Origin of the sequence: Nocardioides albertanoniae (assembly GCF_006716315.1) — a bacterium.
Classification (GTDB): domain Bacteria; phylum Actinomycetota; class Actinomycetes; order Propionibacteriales; family Nocardioidaceae; genus Nocardioides; species Nocardioides albertanoniae.
On sequence record NZ_VFOV01000001.1, the window covers coordinates 2602238 to 2618220 of the forward strand.

General features: G+C 69.2%; 19 protein-coding genes. 11 read left to right on the forward strand and 8 right to left on the reverse strand.

From position 1 onward, the window contains the following. Positions 1-60: 60 nt before the first annotated feature. The 5 genes from FB381_RS12425 to FB381_RS12445 form a co-directional block, all read right to left on the reverse strand. A complete protein-coding gene (locus FB381_RS12425; RefSeq protein ID WP_141780575.1) occupies positions 61-741 on the reverse strand; it encodes a methionine ABC transporter permease in 681 nt (226 codons plus the stop codon). Beyond that, the gene (locus FB381_RS12430; RefSeq protein ID WP_141780576.1) at positions 741-1787 is read right to left on the reverse strand and encodes a methionine ABC transporter ATP-binding protein; all 1047 of its coding nucleotides are present in this window, start codon (positions 1785-1787) and stop codon (positions 741-743) included. The genes FB381_RS12425 and FB381_RS12430 overlap by 1 nt, the downstream gene beginning before the upstream one ends. A gap of 27 nt (positions 1788-1814) precedes the next feature. Next, positions 1815-2753, reverse strand: a complete 939-nt coding sequence (locus FB381_RS12435) for a MetQ/NlpA family ABC transporter substrate-binding protein (protein WP_141780577.1) — start codon at positions 2751-2753, stop codon at positions 1815-1817. A gap of 178 nt (positions 2754-2931) precedes the next feature. Beyond that, positions 2932-3786, reverse strand: a complete 855-nt coding sequence (locus FB381_RS12440) for an ABC transporter permease (RefSeq protein WP_141780578.1) — start codon at positions 3784-3786, stop codon at positions 2932-2934. Further along, positions 3783-4703 (reverse strand): ABC transporter ATP-binding protein, encoded by a 921-nt coding sequence (locus FB381_RS12445; protein ID WP_141780579.1) that lies wholly within the window; start codon positions 4701-4703, stop codon positions 3783-3785. Before FB381_RS12445 ends, FB381_RS12440 begins: the two co-directional genes overlap by 4 nt. Positions 4704-4836: 133 nt before the next feature. Between FB381_RS12445 and FB381_RS12450 the strand changes: the two genes are divergently transcribed. Continuing rightward, positions 4837-5997 (forward strand): sensor histidine kinase, encoded by a 1161-nt coding sequence (locus FB381_RS12450; protein ID WP_141780580.1) that lies wholly within the window; start codon positions 4837-4839, stop codon positions 5995-5997. Then, on the forward strand, positions 5994-6686 hold the full coding sequence (locus FB381_RS12455) for a response regulator (RefSeq protein ID WP_141780581.1): 693 nt from the start codon (positions 5994-5996) through the stop codon (positions 6684-6686). Before FB381_RS12450 ends, FB381_RS12455 begins: the two co-directional genes overlap by 4 nt. Positions 6687-6711: 25 nt before the next feature. Here the strand turns inward: FB381_RS12455 and FB381_RS23895 are convergent, their stop codons facing one another. Next, positions 6712-6882, reverse strand: a complete 171-nt coding sequence (locus tag FB381_RS23895; RefSeq protein WP_170225142.1) for a hypothetical protein — start codon at positions 6880-6882, stop codon at positions 6712-6714. 111 nt (positions 6883-6993) lie between these two features. Here FB381_RS23895 and FB381_RS12460 point away from each other — a divergent pair, with 111 nt between their 5' ends. From FB381_RS12460 to FB381_RS12490, 7 genes are all read left to right on the forward strand, one after another. After that, positions 6994-7476: a helix-turn-helix transcriptional regulator gene (locus tag FB381_RS12460; RefSeq protein WP_246088081.1), complete on the forward strand. Its 483-nt coding sequence runs from the start codon at positions 6994-6996 to the stop codon at positions 7474-7476. 10 nt (positions 7477-7486) lie between these two features. Beyond that, positions 7487-7909 (forward strand): VOC family protein, encoded by a 423-nt coding sequence (locus FB381_RS12465; protein ID WP_141780582.1) that lies wholly within the window; start codon positions 7487-7489, stop codon positions 7907-7909. Positions 7910-7971: 62 nt separating this feature from the next. After that, positions 7972-8427, forward strand: coding sequence for a nitroreductase family deazaflavin-dependent oxidoreductase (locus tag FB381_RS12470; RefSeq protein ID WP_141780583.1), 456 nt, complete (start codon positions 7972-7974; stop codon positions 8425-8427). 62 nt (positions 8428-8489) lie between these two features. Beyond that, positions 8490-10844: an ATP-binding cassette domain-containing protein gene (locus FB381_RS12475; RefSeq protein WP_141780584.1), complete on the forward strand. Its 2355-nt coding sequence runs from the start codon at positions 8490-8492 to the stop codon at positions 10842-10844. Positions 10845-10959: 115 nt separating this feature from the next. Continuing rightward, a complete protein-coding gene (locus FB381_RS12480; RefSeq protein ID WP_211352407.1) occupies positions 10960-11487 on the forward strand; it encodes a DUF6069 family protein in 528 nt (175 codons plus the stop codon). Positions 11488-11526: 39 nt separating this feature from the next. Further along, a complete protein-coding gene (locus FB381_RS12485; RefSeq protein ID WP_141780585.1) occupies positions 11527-11997 on the forward strand; it encodes a VOC family protein in 471 nt (156 codons plus the stop codon). 21 nt (positions 11998-12018) lie between these two features. Further along, positions 12019-12501, forward strand: coding sequence for a GNAT family N-acetyltransferase (locus FB381_RS12490; RefSeq protein WP_141780586.1), 483 nt, complete (start codon positions 12019-12021; stop codon positions 12499-12501). Between the two features lie 53 nt (positions 12502-12554). Here FB381_RS12490 and FB381_RS12495 read toward each other — a convergent pair whose 3' ends face one another. After that, the gene (locus tag FB381_RS12495) at positions 12555-13232 is read right to left on the reverse strand and encodes a class I SAM-dependent methyltransferase (protein WP_246088082.1); all 678 of its coding nucleotides are present in this window, start codon (positions 13230-13232) and stop codon (positions 12555-12557) included. Between the two features lie 72 nt (positions 13233-13304). Between FB381_RS12495 and FB381_RS12500 the strand changes: the two genes are divergently transcribed. Together FB381_RS12500 and ddaH are read left to right on the forward strand one after the other, a co-directional pair. Beyond that, on the forward strand, positions 13305-13805 hold the full coding sequence (locus FB381_RS12500) for a GNAT family N-acetyltransferase (protein ID WP_141780587.1): 501 nt from the start codon (positions 13305-13307) through the stop codon (positions 13803-13805). 9 nt (positions 13806-13814) lie between these two features. Then, positions 13815-14579, forward strand: a complete 765-nt coding sequence (gene ddaH, locus FB381_RS12505; RefSeq protein WP_141780588.1) for a dimethylargininase — start codon at positions 13815-13817, stop codon at positions 14577-14579. Positions 14580-14582: 3 nt separating this feature from the next. Here ddaH and FB381_RS12510 read toward each other — a convergent pair whose 3' ends face one another. Beyond that, positions 14583-15959 (reverse strand): lipase family protein, encoded by a 1377-nt coding sequence (locus FB381_RS12510; protein WP_246088083.1) that lies wholly within the window; start codon positions 15957-15959, stop codon positions 14583-14585. Between the last annotated feature and the right edge of the window lie 24 nt (positions 15960-15983).

A 15983-nucleotide genomic window follows, 5' to 3' on the forward strand; every position in this document is an offset into this window, starting at 1 on the left:
CCATCTACACCTCAGACCGTGTCGTCACAGGAACTCGACCAACGTGCCTGGGCATCACAGCTAGCGGCGCAGGATCCTCGCCGAGAGCGTGTTGCCGAGCAGCTGGACGACCTGCACCAGAGCGACCAGGATGACCACGCACACCCAGGTCACCGTCGGGTCGTACTGACGGTAGCCGAAGGTCTGAGCGAAGCTGCCCAGCCCGCCACCGGAGATCAGGCCGGCGACGGCCGACATGTCGACCACCGCGACGAAGGCGAAGGTGTAACCCAGGATGATCGGGGCCAAGGCCTCCGGCACGACCACCGTCGCCGCGATGCGAGCCCGCGAGGCTCCCATCGCTCGGGCCGCCTCGACCACGCCCGGCGGTACGGTCACGAGGTTCTGCTCGACGATCCGGGCGATGCCGAACATCGAGGCCAGGATCAGCGAGAACACCACGGCCGGTGTGCCGATGCCGGTGCCGACGACCAGGCGGGCGGCCGGCTGGACGGCGGCGATGAAGATGATGAACGGGATCGGCCGGAAGAAGTTGACGAGCAGGTTGAGCACGGCCGAGACGGCGACGTTCTGATACAGACCGCCCCTGCGGGTCAGGTAGAGGCCCAGGCCGAGGACGAGCCCGAGGAGGCCGCCGATGGCGATGGTGAGCGCGACCATGAGCAGCGTCTCGCCGGTGGCCTGCCAGATGTCCGGCCACAGCTCGCCGAGGCGGGTGTCGGTGTGGAGAGCGGTCAGCATCACAGCTCCTTGGTGGTGACGAGGGCGGCCAGCTCGCGTACGGCATCGGTGACCTCTGCCGCGGGGCCGTCGAGCGCCAGGGTGAGATTGCCGAAGGTGGCGCCCTGGATCTCCTCGATGCCGCCGAAGACGAGCTCGAAGGCGACCCCGCGCTGGTGCAGCACGGCGAAGATGTCGGTCTGGCGTGGACCGCCCTCGCGCAGCTCGAGCTTCACGAACCGCCCCGGATGGCGCGACCGGAGCGCGGCGAGCGCTTCGGCGTCGGGCTCGTCGTCGACGACGGTGCCGACGAAGCGCCTGGTGACGGCCTTGCGAGGAGCCGAGAAGACGTCGTAGACGGCTCCGGACTCGACGACCCGGCCGTTCTCCATCACCGCGACGTGGTCGGCGAGCTCGCGCACGACCTCCATCTCATGGGTGATCGCCACGATGGTGGTGCCGAACTCCTCGTTGACCCGCTTCAGGAGGCGCAGCACCTCGTGGGTGGTCTCCGGGTCGAGCGCGCTGGTGGCCTCGTCGGCCAGCAGCAGCGAGGGTTTCGTGGTCAACGCCCGCGCGATGCCGACCCGCTGCTTCTGCCCGCCGGAGAGGTTGCGCGGGTAGGTGTGGGCCTTGTCGGGCAGGCCGACGAAGTGGAGCAGCTCGGAGATGCGGCGCTGCTGCTCGGCCTTGCCGACACCGGCGACCTGCAGCGGATAGGCGAGGTTGCCCCAGACCGTGCGTGACTCGAAGAGGTTGAACTGCTGGAAGATCATCCCGATGTCTCGACGGATCTCGCGCAGCTTGCGCTCACTCAGGCCGACCAGCTCGGTGCCGCCGACCTGGATCGAGCCCGAGGTGGCTGGCTCGAGACCGTTGAGGAGGCGTACCAGGGTGGACTTGCCGGCGCCGGAGTAGCCGACGATCGCCTGGACGTCGCCGGCGGCCACGTCGAGGTCGACGTCGTCGACCGCGTGGACCGTGTCGCGTCCGCGCGCCGCGGGATATGTCTTGGTGACGTTGCGGAGCCGCACGAGCGGCTCCGCAACGGTGGCCTCCTGCGTCACTGACGCTCCTCGAGCCGGGTGAGGGAGCTATCGCGCATCGCGGACCTGCTTCTCGGTGTCCTCGAGCGACTTCTGCAGGTCCTCGACCGGGATCTTGACCAGCTCGGCGGTGTTGCCGGAGGCCTCGTCGACACCCCTCTGGACGTCCTTGTCGCTCTGGAAGATCTTGACGAGCTTCTTGTACGTCGCGTTGTCGGCGTCGTCGGCACGGGCGGCGAAGATGTTGACGTAGGGGAGTGCCTTCGGGTCCGAGGGGTCGTCGGTCGCGAGCGCGTCCTCGAACTTGAGTCCGGCGTCCTCGACGAAGTCGTTGTTGATGATCGCCGCGTCGACGTCGGGGAGCGAGGAGGCGGTGATCGAGGCCTGGACGGCCTTGACCTCGACCTTCGATGAGGGGTCGACCTGCTTGACGGTGCTGAACGGCGTGCCGCCGTCGGTGAGCTTGATCAGCCCCTCCTTCTGCAGCAGGACCAGGCCGCGAGCCTGGTTGGTCTCGTCGTCGGGGACGATCACGGTGTCGCCGGCCCCGATCTCGTCGAGGCTCTTGTGCTTGGAGGAGTAGAGCCCCAGCGGGTAGGTCGCCGTGGATCCGAGGGCGATGAGGTCATCGTCGTTCTGCACGTTGTAGTCGGCCAGGAAGATGATGTGCTGGAACTGGTTGAGGTCGAGCTCGCCCTCCGACACCGCCGGGTTGGGCTGGTTGTAGTCGCCGAAGTTCTTGACCTCCAGGTCGATGCCCTCCTCGCGGGCCGCCTTCTGGTAGGTCTTCCAGTAGGGGTCGTCGGCGCCGACGACGCCGAGGGTGACCTTCTTCAGGTCGCCGCCGCCGGCACTGTCGTCGCGGGTCAGGAAGAAGGCCAGGCCGCCGATGACGACGGCGGCGGCCACGACGATCCCGATGATCAGCGGGAGCTTGGACTTGGGAGCCTCGATGAGCGGGGTGGGCTCAGGCGTGTTGGTCGACACGAGAGGGAACCTCTTCTAGACGGGTGAGTCTCAACGGTGAGAGTGGACAGCGTGGTTGTTGTCCATAAAAACAGTAGACTTAACCCGCGTCACACTCGCATGATGCGCCACACGCCGAGACGAGTCACGAACCCGTCCCGGCGTGTGTTAGTGCGGTGTTGTTCGAGGTCAGGCCCGATCAGGCAAGGTCCCGTCGCCGCATGACCACGACTGCCCCAGCGGCTGCCACGACGACGTACGCCGCGACGGTGAGCAGCGCCCGCTCGCCGGAGATCGCATCGAGCACGCCCGGGGTGCCGTTCGGCCCGCCGATGATCGCACCGGCCAGCGACCCGCCGGCGGTGCCGGGAAGCGCGTTGGTCACTGCCTCGATGCCGGAGAGCAGGTTGCCGACGCCGCGCAGCAGGTTCTCCACCACCAGCGACCACACCAGCCCCAGGCCGACGGCGAGCGCCGGGCCCTTGGCGAGCACGCCGACCAGCACGCCGATCAGGGCCCACATCTCCAGCACCAGGAAGCCGGCACCGAACGACTGCGCCAGCTCGACCAGCCCCGGCATCGTGATGGCCTCGCCCTCGGTCACCGCGATCAGGATCGAGACACCGGCACACAACGCCAGGGTCGCCGCCATCATCGCGAAGATGAACACGGTCACCGCGACCAGCGAGCCGCCGACCGAGGCGAACCTGCTCGGCCCCTGGGTGAAGACCGTCTTCCAGGTGCCCCAGCCGAAGCCGTTCCCGGCGACCAGAGCGCCGACCACCATCGCCAGAGCACCGCCGAACATCGGCAGGCCGCTCACGATGACGTCGGGGATCGAGGCCGGCATCAGCTCGCCGAGCAGCTGGGCCTTCGAGGCGCCGTCGCCGGCGAAGTTGTCGTCGCCGGTCTTGTAGGCGACGTAGTTGAAGGCGTAGCCGAAGGAGAGCGACAGCGCCAGCCAGGCGCCGACGATCACCCAGACTGCCGACCACTTGCGCACCCGCAGCAGCTCGGCTGCGGTGCTGTTCGCCAATGCTTTCAGGGCGTTCATGACACGAGCTCCTCTCCCGGAGTGGTGGTGCCGGTCATCTCGAAGAACACGTCCTCCAGGGAACGCTCCGCGACGGTGACCTCGTGGACATCGATCGAGTGGGCCACCAGATGACGCACGATCTCTGGGGCATCGGTGGCGGGCAGGTCGACCTCGAGCGTCTCGTTGCCGATGCGGCGTACGCCTTCGTCGCCGGCGATCCGCATGAGGGCCGCCAGGGCGGCGTCCTCGGGCGTGGCCCGCACGCGCAGGGTCGCCCCGCCTCGCAGCTCGGCCACGGTGGACTCCCGCAGCAGGCGACCGTCGTTGATCACCCCGACGCGGTCACAGATCTCCTGCACCTCGGCGAGGATGTGGCTCGAGAGGATGACCGTCTGGCCCGCGGCCGCCAGCGAGACGACCAACGACCGCATGTCGGCCATGCCGGCCGGGTCGAGCCCGTTGGTGGGTTCGTCGAGCACGAGCAGGTCGGGCGACCCGAGCATCGCGGCGGCGACGCCGAGGCGCTGCTTCATGCCGAGCGAGTAGCCCTTGAGGGCGTCCTTGGCCCGGTCGGTCAGGTCGACCATCTCGAGCACCCGGTCGACCTCGGTAGCGGGCAGCCCCTGGTAGCGCGCCATCGTGCGCAGGTTGTCGCGGCCGTTCAGGTAGGGATAGAAGCCGGGGCCCTCGATCAGGGCGCCGATCCTCTCGGTGACCTCGGGCCGCCCGGCGGGCAGACCCAGGACGCTGGCCGATCCGGCGGTGGGCCGGATCAGGCCGAGCATCATCCGCAAGGTGGTGGTCTTGCCCGCCCCGTTGGGGCCGAGGAAGCCGTACACCTCGCCGCGCATGACGGTCATGCTGACCCGGTCGACGGCAAGCCTGTCGCCGTACCGCTTGGTCAGCCCGTCGGTCTCAACCACGAGTTCATTCATGTCACCCACGCTCTCCCGGGAGGACCGTGGTCGGCGTCGGCGTGGATGCTGCTCCGGGTTACGCAGATCTGCGTAGGCCGTTGGCCACCGATGTCGTACGCCTCGGGCGAGCGCGCGAACTAAGGTCATCTCCATGTCCCGCATCCGTCGTCACTGGCTGCCGTGGCTGGTCGTCGTGGCGGAGGTGGTCGGCTCTCTGGGCAGCAACAGCCAGGCCGACACGCGCGGGCCCGCCGTGCTCGGAGCTCTGCTGGCTCTCCTCGCGGTGCTGCCGGTCGTGCTCCAGCGCCCGCCTGCCTGGATGCCTGCCGCCTCCGCGGCGTTCGCCGCGACCTACTTCGTGGCCGGCTACGCCGAGGGGCCGATCTTCATCGCGGTGCCCGCGGTCACGTTCGCGGTCGGGCTCTCGCTGCGCACGCGTCTCTGGATCGTCTGGGCCGCCGCGGGTGCCGCCCTGGTCGCGGCCGGGGTCATGCTGCGTCCCAACGGACCACATCTCGGCGGTGGTCCGGGGCCGTGGGGGCCGGGCGCCGGCCCGGCGGGCGACCTCACCGTGTGGCAGGCCTTCGGCCAGGTGGCGCTGATCGCCGCCTGCGGCGCGGTCGCCAGCGCGCTCCGCTCCCGCAACGAGGCGCGCGCCCAGCGGCAGCGCCGGGTGGTGAGCGAGGAGCGGGTGCGCATGGCGGCAGACCTGCACGACGGCGTCGGGCACGGGCTGGCGGTGATCGCGATGCAGGCGGGTGCCGCGCTCCACGTGCTCGACCGCGACCCGGAGGCCGCTCGGCGCAACCTGGAGGCGATCCGTGCGGAGAGCAAGGAGTCTCTCGACCTGTTGCGCCGCCAGCTGGCCCGGATGACCGACGCCGCCACGACCGCCGGGCCGCGCGCACCCGAGCACGGCCTAGCGGACGTACGCGCTCTGGTCGAGCGGGTGCGCACCGGCGGGCTCGAGGTCTCGCTGCGCATCGACGCTCCAGAGGTGACGCCGGACGCCGAACGGGCCGTCTATGCCGTCATCCAGGAGGGCCTCACCAACGTGCTCCGACATGCCGAGGCGACACGCGCCGAGGTGGTCGTGCAGGTGTCCGGCGCCGATCTCGTCGTCACCGTGGGCGACGACGGCCGCGGGTCGTCCACGGGAGACGGCGCCGGTATGGGGCTCGCGGGAATGAGGTCGCGCGTCGAAGCGCTCGGCGGCACGCTGGAGGCGAGCCCGAGGCCGCGAGGCTTCCGGCTGCGGGCCTCGATCCCGTTGGCAGGATCCTCGACAGGAACACCACAGGAGCCGGCATGAGCGCAACCCACCCCTCGACCGCAGGCGGGGCCGGTCGGCCGATCAGCGTCGCCCTCGTCGACGACCAGCCGCTGGTGCGCATGGGCCTGGCCACGATGATCGGCGCCGAGCCCGACCTGGACATCGTCGGCGAGGCCTCCGACGGCAGCGCCGCGCTGCCGATGCTGCGGCGCACGCGCCCCGACGTGGTGCTGTGCGACATCCGGATGCCGGTCCTCGACGGGCTCGGCATGCTCGAGCAGGTCACTCGCGACGCCGCCCTGGCCGACGTACGCGTGGTGATGTTGACGACCTTCGAGCTCGACGAGTACGTCTTCGAGGCTCTCCGGCTGGGGGCGAGCGGGTTCCTGCTCAAGGACGCCGAGCCGACCGCGCTGCTCGACGCGATCCGGGTCGTCGCGGAGGGCGGCTCGCTGCTGGCGCCGACCGTGACCAAGCGGGTCATCGAGGAGTTTGGGTCCTCACGACGGGCGGCCAACCCGCACCCACGGCTGGGCGACCTCACCGAACGCGAGCGGGAGATGGTCGCCTGGGTCGCGACCGGACGCTCCAACACCGAGATCGCCGCCGAGCTCGTGGTCAGCCCCGACACCGTACGCACCCACGTCTCGCGGGCGATGGTGAAGCTGCATGCTCGCGACCGTGCTCAGCTGGTCGTCTTCGCGATCGAGTCCGGCCTGAAGGTCTAAGGGACCCGGCGACCTTCCCGACGACCTAGGCGGCGAGCGGGACGCTGCCCGGCATCACGACCGGTGCGCAGGCGCAGGTGTCGCTGCAGGCGAGGTAGGTGTGCACCTCGTGGCCACACCGCTGGCACTGCAGGAAGTGCGACATCGTGATGGTGCGTGCTGCCGTGTTCTCGGGGTGCTGAGCTGTGTCCCACATGACGTTCTCCTGTCCGTGTCGTGCCTTCACCTACTCAACGAGTCTGCGCGCACGATTTCGACACTTCTTCGTCGACACGCGGCAGATTCATCGAAATGGGATGATCACCAGGTGACGACGCAAGCCGGCGGTGGGCCCGGTGAGAAGCAGGGCCAGGAGCAACGGCTGCGTGATCTCAAGCTGCTGCGGCAGGTCAAGGACCGCATCGATCGTGAGTACGCCCAGCCGCTCGACGTGGAGGCGCTCGCGCGCGGGGCGCACATGTCGGCCGGACACCTGAGCCGGGAGTTCAAGAAGGCCTACGGCGAGCCGCCGTACTCCTATCTGATGACCCGTCGCGTGGAGCGGGCGATGACGCTGCTTCGACGTGGCGACCTCAGCGTCACCGATATCTGCTTCGAGGTCGGGTTCTCCTCGCTGGGCACGTTCTCGACCCGGTTCACCGAGCTCGTCGGGATGTCACCGAGCCGCTATCGCCAGGGGGCGATCGCCGGTGAGGCCGGGCTCCCGCCGTGCGTCTCCAAACAGGTCACCAGACCGATCCGACGGACGTCGATCAGGAATCGAGAAGCGACGGCCCCCGACCCTGCCTAACGTGAGGGTCATGGACATCAGCATTCACGTCACCTTCCTTCCGCACACCGACCCCGAGGCCTCGCTGGCCTTCTACCGCGACACGCTCGGCTTCGAGCTCCGCAAGGACGTCGGCTACGAGAACATGCGCTGGCTCACCCTCGGCCCCGCCGACCGGCCCGACTCCAACATCGTGCTCTACCCGCCGAACGCCGACCCCGGCGTCAGCGACGAGGAGGGCAAGGTCGTGCTCGAGATGATGGCGAAGGGCACCTTCGCCTCGATCATGCTCGCCACACCGGACGTCGACGCCACCTTCGCGCAGATCCAGGGATCGCTCGAGGCGAGCGGGGCCGAGGTGATGCAGGAGCCCACCGACCAGGACTGGGGCCAGCGCGACTGCGCCTTCCGCGACCCGGCCGGCAACACCGTCCGCATGCAGCAGGTCAAGTAGCCGAGCCATGTGCCGCGTCGGATTCATGCCGCCGGCGGACGTCCGCGACCAGGAGAAGATCGATGACAACAGAGACGAAGAAGAAGCCCGGTACGCCCGGGAGACTGTCCCGCTGGATGCAGCACCGCGCGAACGCGCGGCTGATCCGCAAGGTTCGTGACGGGAAGGGCACCTTCTGGGGCATGGACGTCCTGGTGCTGCACACCGTCGGACGCCGCAGCGGTCAGCAGCGGGAGACGCCGCTGGCGTGGTTCGACGACGGGTCGGGCAGCCGGGTCGTGGTCGCCTCGGGCGGCGGCAGCCATCACCCCGACTGGCACGCCAACCTGTTCGCGAATGCTGCGGAGGCTGCGTACGAGCTTCCGGGGGAGGAGCCGATCGCCGCCACCCCCGAGCGCCTCGAGGGTGAGGAGCGTGAACGGGTCTGGCAGGTCGTGGCGAAGGCCTCGCCGCAGATCGCGAAGTATCAGGCCAAGTCCGACCGGGTCTACCCGCTGATCCGTCTCTCGGCGCGGTGAGACCGGTGGGACATGACGAATCCGCAGGCGCATCCACGGGGTCACGATCTAGCCTTCATGCCATGAGCGAGCACAGTGCTGACACCCATGACCTGATCCGCGTCCAAGGGGCCCGGCAGAACAACCTCAAGGACGTCTCGGTCGAGATCCCCAAGCGTCGGCTCTCCGTGTTCACCGGCGTCTCCGGTTCGGGAAAGTCATCGCTGGTCTTCGGCACGATCGCCGCCGAGTCACGACGCCTGATCGACGAGACCTACTCCACGTTCCTCCAGGGGTTCATGCCGAACCTGCCCCGACCCGAGGTCGACGTGATCGAAGGCCTGACGACGGCCATCCTCGTCGACCAGGAGCGGCTCGGTGCGAACCCGCGCTCCACCCTGGGCACGGTGACCGATGGTCACGCGATGCTGCGACAGCTCTTCTCGCGTCTGGGCGCTCCCCACATCGGTGGACCGACCGCGTTCTCCTTCAACATCCCGACCACGAAGGTCGGCGGCGTCTCGGTCACCGAGTCGGGCAAGAAGAACGTCATCAAGCAGGAGATCTACCTGGGTGGGATGTGCCCGGCCTGCGAGGGTCGCGGTGTCGTCTCCGACCTGAACCTGCGCGCCATCGTCGACGAGTCGAAGTCGCTGCGAGACGGCGCGATCCTGGTGCCCGGCTACAAGGCCGACGGCTGGATGGTCAAGGGCTTCTCCGAGAGCGGGCTGCTCGACGGCGACAAGCCGATCAAGGACTACACCGAGACCGAGCGCCACGACTTCCTCCACAAGGAGAAGACGAAGATCAAGGCGCTCGGGATGAACATGACCTACCAGGGTCTCCTCCCGAAGCTGCGCGAGGCGATGTTCAGCAAGGACCCCGAGCAGCTCCAGCCGCACATCAAGGCGTTCGTGGAACGTGCGGCCGCGTTCGCCCCTTGCGAGACCTGCGGCGGCACCAGGCTCAACGAGTCGGCGCGCTCCTCGAAGATCGACGGCCTCGACATCGGCGAGGTCGCGGCGATGCAGATCACCGACCTCGCCACCTGGCTGCGGAAGATCGAGGAGCCGGGCGTCGCACCGCTGATCGGCTCGCTGCTGCACCTGTGCGACAAGATGACCGAGATCGGCCTCGGCTATCTCTCCCTCGACCGGCCGTCCGGCACCCTGAGCGGCGGTGAGGCGCAGCGTACGAAGATGGTGCGACACCTCGGCTCCGCACTGACCGACGTCACCTATGTCTTCGACGAGCCGACCGTCGGGCTGCACCCGCACGACATCGAGCGGATGAACAAGCTGCTGCTCGACCTGCGCGACAAGGGCAACACGGTGCTGGTCGTCGAGCACAAGCCGGAGACGATCGCGATCGCCGACCACGTCGTCGACCTCGGTCCGGCCGCCGGCAGCGACGGCGGCACGATCTGCTTCGAGGGCACCTTCGGCGAGCTTGCCAAGGCCGACACGCTCACCGGTCGCCATCTGGGTCACCGTGCCGCGCTGAAGGAGTCGGTGCGCACACCGAGCGACCACCTGAAGATCCAGGGCGCGAGCTCCCACAACCTCCGAGACGTCGATGTCGACGTGCCCCTGGGTGTGCTGACCGTGGTCACCGGTGTCGCCGGGTCCGGCAAGTCGTCGCTGATCCATGGCTCGCTCGGAGCCGACGGGCACGACGTCGAGTTCGTCGACCAGAGCGCGATCAAGGGGTCGCGGCGCAGCAACCCGGCGACCTACACCGGGCTCCTCGAGCCGATCCGCAAGGCGTTCGCGAAGGCCAACGGGGTCAAGCCGGCGCTCTTCTCGGCCAACTCCGAGGGCGCCTGCCCGACCTGCAAGGGCAACGGGATGATCTACACCGAGCTCGGCTTCATGGAGACCGTCTCCTCGCCCTGCGAGGACTGCGGCGGCAAGCGGTTCCAGGCGCTCGTGCTCGAGTATCTTCTCGGTGGCCTCAACATCGCCGAGGTGCTCGACCTCTCGGTGGCCAAGGCGCACGAGTTCTTCTCCGAGGGCGACTCGAAGGTGCCCGCCGCCGCCAAGATCCTCGGCCGGATGGCCGACGTCGGCCTCGGCTACCTCAAGCTCGGTCAGCCGCTCAACACCCTCTCCGGCGGAGAGCGGCAGCGCATCAAGCTGGCCATGCACCTGGGGGAGAAGGGCGGGACGTACGTCCTCGACGAGCCGACCACCGGCTTGCACCTCGCCGACGTCGACAACCTGCTCGCGCTGCTCGACAAGCTGGTCGACGCCGGCAAGTCGGTCATCGTCATCGAGCACCACCAGGCGGTGATGGCTCACGCCGACTGGATCATCGACCTCGGCCCCGGGGCCGGTCACGACGGTGGCCAGGTGGTCTTCGAAGGCACCCCGGCGGAGCTGGTCGCGAAGAAGTCGACGCTGACCGGCGAGCACCTGGCGGCGTACGTGGGCGGCTGAACGACCCATGGTGGTGGGGATCACGTGGGTTTGCGGGCATCTGGATGCGGAGCGGCGCGGATCGGCAACCTAGTGTGGATTGGTTGCCGCATCAACGTCAGAAGGAAACCCCCACATGTCCCTCCACGTTCCCCAGCACAGGCAGGTGCCCGCGTCCACCTACACCTCGTGGACCCGCCGGCCGGCCCCCGCCGCCGTGGAGCAGGTCACCGCCGAGGAGCGCCCCGAGCCGGTGTGGCCTCGTGGCCTGGTGGCCACCGCGATCGCCGCGGTGGCCACCACCGTCGTCGCCGTGGTCGCGAAGACCGCGGGCGTCGACTTCGCGAGCAGCGCCGGTGACGTGCCGATCTCGGCGTTCCCGATGTTCACCGTCTACTGCTCGCTGGTCGGCGTGATCATCGCGGAGGTGATGATCCGGGTCACGACCCTTCCCCGCTCGAGCTTCCAGATCACCACCATCGTGCTCACCGGGCTGTCTCTGGTCCCGGTGGTGCTGCCCGTCTTCGAGTTCGACCTCACCTTCGTCGCCGTGCTGTGCCTGACCCACGTCGTCGCGGCCGCGATCGTGGTGCCGATGATCTCGGTGCGGATGGTCGAGCGCCGCGGGCTCGACCTCGAGCCGCGCGGCCAGCACGTGCGATAGAGGACGCCGACCGTCCTGATTCGGTGCCAGGCTCGTTCCATGGCACTCGAGACGAGAACGATCCAGGTCACCTTCGACGCCCGCGACCCACGCGCGCTCTCCACGTTCTGGCGTGACGTGCTCGGCTACGTACACCCGGCGCCGCCAGGCATCGAGGTGCCCGAGGGCACCGAGCCGTTGGACGCGTGGGAGATCTTTCTCGAGAAGGCCGGAGTGCCTCCCGAGAAGCGCAACGACGCCTCGGCGATCGAGGATCCCGTCGGAGTCGGGCCGCGCGTCTTCTTCCAGCGCGTGCCCGAACCCAAGACGGCGAAGAACAAGGTCCATCTCGACGTCCGGGCGGCTCCCGGCCTGACAGGGGAGGAGCGGATGGCGGCGCTGGAGGCGGAGTGCGATCGCGCCGTGGCTCTCGGCGCCACCCGGGTCCAACGGTTCGAGCCCGAGCCGCCGATGAGCCACGGCTTCATCGTCATGCACGACCCCGAGGGAAACGAGTGGTGCCTGGACTGAGCGCTTCTCTATCCTCGACGGATGTTGATCAGGGCTGCTGTTCCCGATGACGCCGAAGCGTTGACCGACCTCCATCTGGATGTGTGGGAGGAGGCGTACGCGGGCCTGATGCCGGACAGGATCTTCGTGGAGCGCCGTGCCCAGCGGCGGACGAGGATCGAGCGGTGGCGTACGAACATCGAGACCGGTCCGATCTCGAACACGGTGCTCGAGGCAGATCAGCCGGGTCGCCTCATCGGGTTCGCGAGCGCCGGGCCGGCCCGCGACGATGACTCGGAGCTACCGCCGCTGGAGCTCTCGGCGCTCTACGTGCGCGCGGAGACGTACGGAGCCGGGCTCGGCTACGCACTTCTCGAGGCCGCGATCGGAAGAGCCGCGGCATACCTCTGGGTGCTCGACGGCAACGAGCGAGCGACAGCGTTCTACGCGCGCCAGGGCTTCCGGTTCGATGGCCATACGAAGACCGATCCGGTCGGCACCGAGCGCCGGATGGTCCGGACCTGATGCCGCGGCTCGGGCGAAAGAACTTTCATTCGCCCGGGGCGCCGGTCTGTCGATCAGCGCAGCCGGCGGGCGAGCAGGGTCGAGTCGTCGATGTCGACCTGGACGCCGTCGCGAACGGTCGAGCGAGGGCGCTGCTCGACGACGAGCGCCTCGAACCCTTCGGGTAGGCCGGGGAGCAGCTCCTCGGCGAGGAACATCGCGTTGCGGTGACTCTGGCTCAGCTGGGTGAAGACCTCCGAGGGGGCATGCCCGACGATCAGGAGGTGACCGCCCGGGGCGACCGCGGTGGCCAGGCGGCCCGCGACGTCGACCATGCTCCCGTCGGGCGTGTGCAAGAAGTGGCTCGTGACCAGATCGAACTGACGCCCCTCGGCGTCGAACGTGCGGGCGTCGACCTGCCACCAGGTCGTACGCTCGGCCACCCCGGCGTCCTCCGCATGGCGTCGAGCGCTCTCGAGGCCGGTCGCGGAGAAGTCGGCGCCGGTGACGGTCCAGCCCTGCTGAGCGAGCCAGACGACGTCGCCACCTTCGCCGCAACCGACGTCGAGCGCGGTGCCAGGCACCATCCCAGAGGCCTCAGCCACTAGCTGAGGGTTAGGGTTTCCGCTCCACATCTTCGCCTCGCCGGCATAGCGCTCCTCCCACGCTTCCGGCTCGAACATCCTTCGCGCCTCGTCCTCGCTCATCTGGTGTCCGTGCCCGTGCTGGTGCTGTGCCGCGCCTTCGCTCATGACCCCAATCTAGCCGCGGCCCGCGGTTAAACCTGGTGCGTCCCGGCACGCCATGTGGTTGCCTGACCCGCGATGATCACCCTGAGCGAACCGCCCCGCCTGATCCGACCGACCACCGCCGTACGCACGTCTTATCTCACCGGCGAGCAGGCCGACTGCCTGCTGCGCGGCGCCGCCACCGAATGGCTCGGGCCGGCCAGCGACGACTTCGATGCCTTCGTCGCCGCCCGCGACCACGACAAGGAGCTGTGGGGAGTGACGGCGACGGTCTACTGGTATGTCTCCGCCGAGCACTACCTCGGCACCCTCGTGGTGCGCCACACGCTGACCCCCGAGCTGCACGTCGACGGCGGCCACATCGGCTATCACGTCGTCGCGCCCTGGCGGCGTCAGGGCCACGCCACGCGCATGCTCGAGCTCGGTCTCGAGAAGGCCCGCGAGCACGGCGTCTCCCGAGCCCTGCTCACCTGCGAGCCGTCCAACGACCCCTCGCGCCGGGTGATCGAGAAGAACGGCGGCGTGCCCGACGAACAGCTCGGCACGGAGCTCCGCTTCTGGATCGCGGGCCAGTAGGTTCGGCCCATGCACGCTCTCGTACGCCGCCCCTCGCCCCGCCTCGCCGAGGGTCTCCTGACCCATCTCGAGCGCAAGCACGTCGACGTCGATCTCGCGGCCGCCCAGTGGGAGGCGTACGTCGAGGCGATGCGCTCCGCCGGCTGGACGACCCACGAGGTCGATCCCGCCGACGACTGCCCCGACTCGGTCTTCGTCGAGGACACGATGGTGGTCTTCGGGCCGCTGGCCGTGATCAGCCGTCCGGGAGCGCCCGAGCGGCGGCCGGAGACCCTCGCGGCCGAGGCCGCCGTGGGTGCGCGGGGATACCGGATCGCGCACATCGAGGCGCCCGGCACGCTCGACGGCGGAGACGTGCTCAAGCACGGCAACACGGTGTGGGTGGGGGAGGGCGGCCGCACCAACGCCGCAGGCATTTCCCAGCTGCGAGAGCTGCTCGCCCCGCTGGGCGCAGAGGTCGTCGGCGTGCCGACCTCGAAGGTGCTCCACCTCAAGTCGGCCGTCACCGCGCTGCCCGACGGCACGGTGATCGGCCACGAGCCGCTGGTCGACGACCCGGAGGTGTGGGGAGCCCGGTTCCTGCCCGTTCCGGAGGAACCGGGCTCCCACGTCGTCGTGCTCGACGACCGCACGGTGCTGATGGCTGCCTCGGCGCCGCGCTCGCGGCGCCTGATCGAGGAGCGCGGCTATCGCGTCGTCGCGGTCGACATCTCCGAGTTCGAGAAGCTCGAAGGATGCGTGACCTGTCTGTCGGTGCGGCTGCGCGACGCCTGAGACCTACAGCTGGTTGGGCAGCGTCGCGCAGTTGGAGGCAGCCGGAGCATCGCCACCGACCAGCCCGGTGAGCCAGTCGATCGCCGCGGTCTGGTCAGCCAGCAGCGGGGCGATGTGGTTGGTGATCAGCTTGTCGCCCAGGTTGGGCAGGACGATGGGCTGGTAGGTCACCGCGGCGCCCTGACCGCACCAGTCGACGGCGAGCTGACGAGCCTGCTCGTGCGGCACGATGTCGTCCTGGATGCCGGTGGCCACGCGCACCGGCACCTCCGGCGTGCGGTTGCCGAGCTTCTGCTCGGCCATGATCTCCTGCACCGCGGGCTCGCGCTCGATGATCTGGTCGAGGCTCTCGCCGGTCTTGGTCCAGCTGGTGCTCCGCTGGAACGGGTAGCTGGCGATAGCGTCGCCGACGCAGGCCGTCGAGAGGTCTTCGAGCGCGCCGCCGCCGCCTTCGTTCAGGTTCTCGTCGAGGATCGGCTGCAGCTCGGGGTAGGACTGGGCCAGGCCGTTGATCGTCCAGCCCAACGCACCCGCCAGCGCCGACCCGTCGATGCCGGCAGCGGTCGCCCGCAGGTCGGCGGGCGGCGCACCGACGTAGGCACCGACGAGGTTGACCTCCGGAGCGTACGCCTCGCGCAGCTCGGAGGCCGACCCCGTCGCGCCGCCACCCTGGCTGTAACCGAAGAGCCCCACCCGAGACCCTTCCGTCACCGAGGCCTCGGGCACCTTCACCGCGGCACGTGCCGCATCGAGCACGGCGTGCCCCTCGTCGACACGGTCGACGTAGGTGTGCAGCCGGTCGGTGGCGCCCAGGCCGACGTAGTCGGTCACCATCACGGCCACGCCGCGCGCGAGCAGGCGGTAGACGCCGATGTCCTCATAGCCCACCGAGACGGTCTTGCCGTTGAAGAAGATCGGGTGCTCCAGCCCGAGGGAGGCCGAGCACTGGTCGCCCTGCCCCATCGTGCCGGGCGCAACGACCACCAGGGGCCGGTCGCCGTCACCCTTCCACTCCGCGAACGGCTCGATATAGGCACCGGTCACCGCGGCGGGCCCGCCGCTGTTGTCGGTCGTCTTGTACATGACACGCGTGGCGGTGCCCGGGAGCGAGCCGACACCCGGGATCGACAGACCCGCGCCGAGGGGGAGGGGCTCGCTGCGTACGAGCTCACCGTTGGCGCCGGGAAGCTCTGCCGGAGGGTTGTAGAACTCGGGGATCTCGACGCCGCGCGAGACGGCGCTGGTCTCGCTGTCGGCAGCTCGCGCGGGGGCGTAGAGGGAGGCCGGCGTGACCGCGGCGACGGCCAGCGTCAGGGCCAGAATTCGGGTGGCCTTCCTGCGGGGGCGATTGACGAACATCCGAGCTGCACCGTGCGGCATGGGGGATTTCTCCTCGTTAGCGGG

Excerpts from the sequence above, each read along its gene's own strand:
- FB381_RS12425 (WP_141780575.1), bottom strand. The coding sequence starts at position 741 with ATGCTGACCGCTCTCCACACCGACACCCGCCTCGGCGAGCTGTGGCCG.
- FB381_RS12440 (WP_141780578.1), bottom strand. The coding sequence starts at position 3,786 with ATGAACGCCCTGAAAGCATTGGCGAACAGCACCGCAGCCGAGCTGCTG.
- FB381_RS12445 (WP_141780579.1), bottom strand. The coding sequence starts at position 4,703 with ATGAATGAACTCGTGGTTGAGACCGACGGGCTGACCAAGCGGTACGGC.
- FB381_RS12450 (WP_141780580.1), top strand. The coding sequence starts at position 4,837 with ATGTCCCGCATCCGTCGTCACTGGCTGCCGTGGCTGGTCGTCGTGGCG.
- FB381_RS12455 (WP_141780581.1), top strand. The coding sequence starts at position 5,994 with ATGAGCGCAACCCACCCCTCGACCGCAGGCGGGGCCGGTCGGCCGATC.
- FB381_RS23895 (WP_170225142.1), bottom strand. The coding sequence starts at position 6,882 with ATGTGGGACACAGCTCAGCACCCCGAGAACACGGCAGCACGCACCATC.
- FB381_RS12465 (WP_141780582.1), top strand. The coding sequence starts at position 7,487 with ATGGACATCAGCATTCACGTCACCTTCCTTCCGCACACCGACCCCGAG.
- FB381_RS12470 (WP_141780583.1), top strand. The coding sequence starts at position 7,972 with ATGACAACAGAGACGAAGAAGAAGCCCGGTACGCCCGGGAGACTGTCC.
- FB381_RS12475 (WP_141780584.1), top strand. The coding sequence starts at position 8,490 with ATGAGCGAGCACAGTGCTGACACCCATGACCTGATCCGCGTCCAAGGG.
- FB381_RS12480 (WP_211352407.1), top strand. The coding sequence starts at position 10,960 with ATGTCCCTCCACGTTCCCCAGCACAGGCAGGTGCCCGCGTCCACCTAC.
- FB381_RS12485 (WP_141780585.1), top strand. The coding sequence starts at position 11,527 with ATGGCACTCGAGACGAGAACGATCCAGGTCACCTTCGACGCCCGCGAC.
- FB381_RS12490 (WP_141780586.1), top strand. The coding sequence starts at position 12,019 with ATGTTGATCAGGGCTGCTGTTCCCGATGACGCCGAAGCGTTGACCGAC.
- FB381_RS12495 (WP_246088082.1), bottom strand. The coding sequence starts at position 13,232 with ATGAGCGAAGGCGCGGCACAGCACCAGCACGGGCACGGACACCAGATG.
- FB381_RS12500 (WP_141780587.1), top strand. The coding sequence starts at position 13,305 with ATGATCACCCTGAGCGAACCGCCCCGCCTGATCCGACCGACCACCGCC.
- ddaH (WP_141780588.1), top strand. The coding sequence starts at position 13,815 with ATGCACGCTCTCGTACGCCGCCCCTCGCCCCGCCTCGCCGAGGGTCTC.
- FB381_RS12510 (WP_246088083.1), bottom strand. The coding sequence starts at position 15,959 with ATGCCGCACGGTGCAGCTCGGATGTTCGTCAATCGCCCCCGCAGGAAG.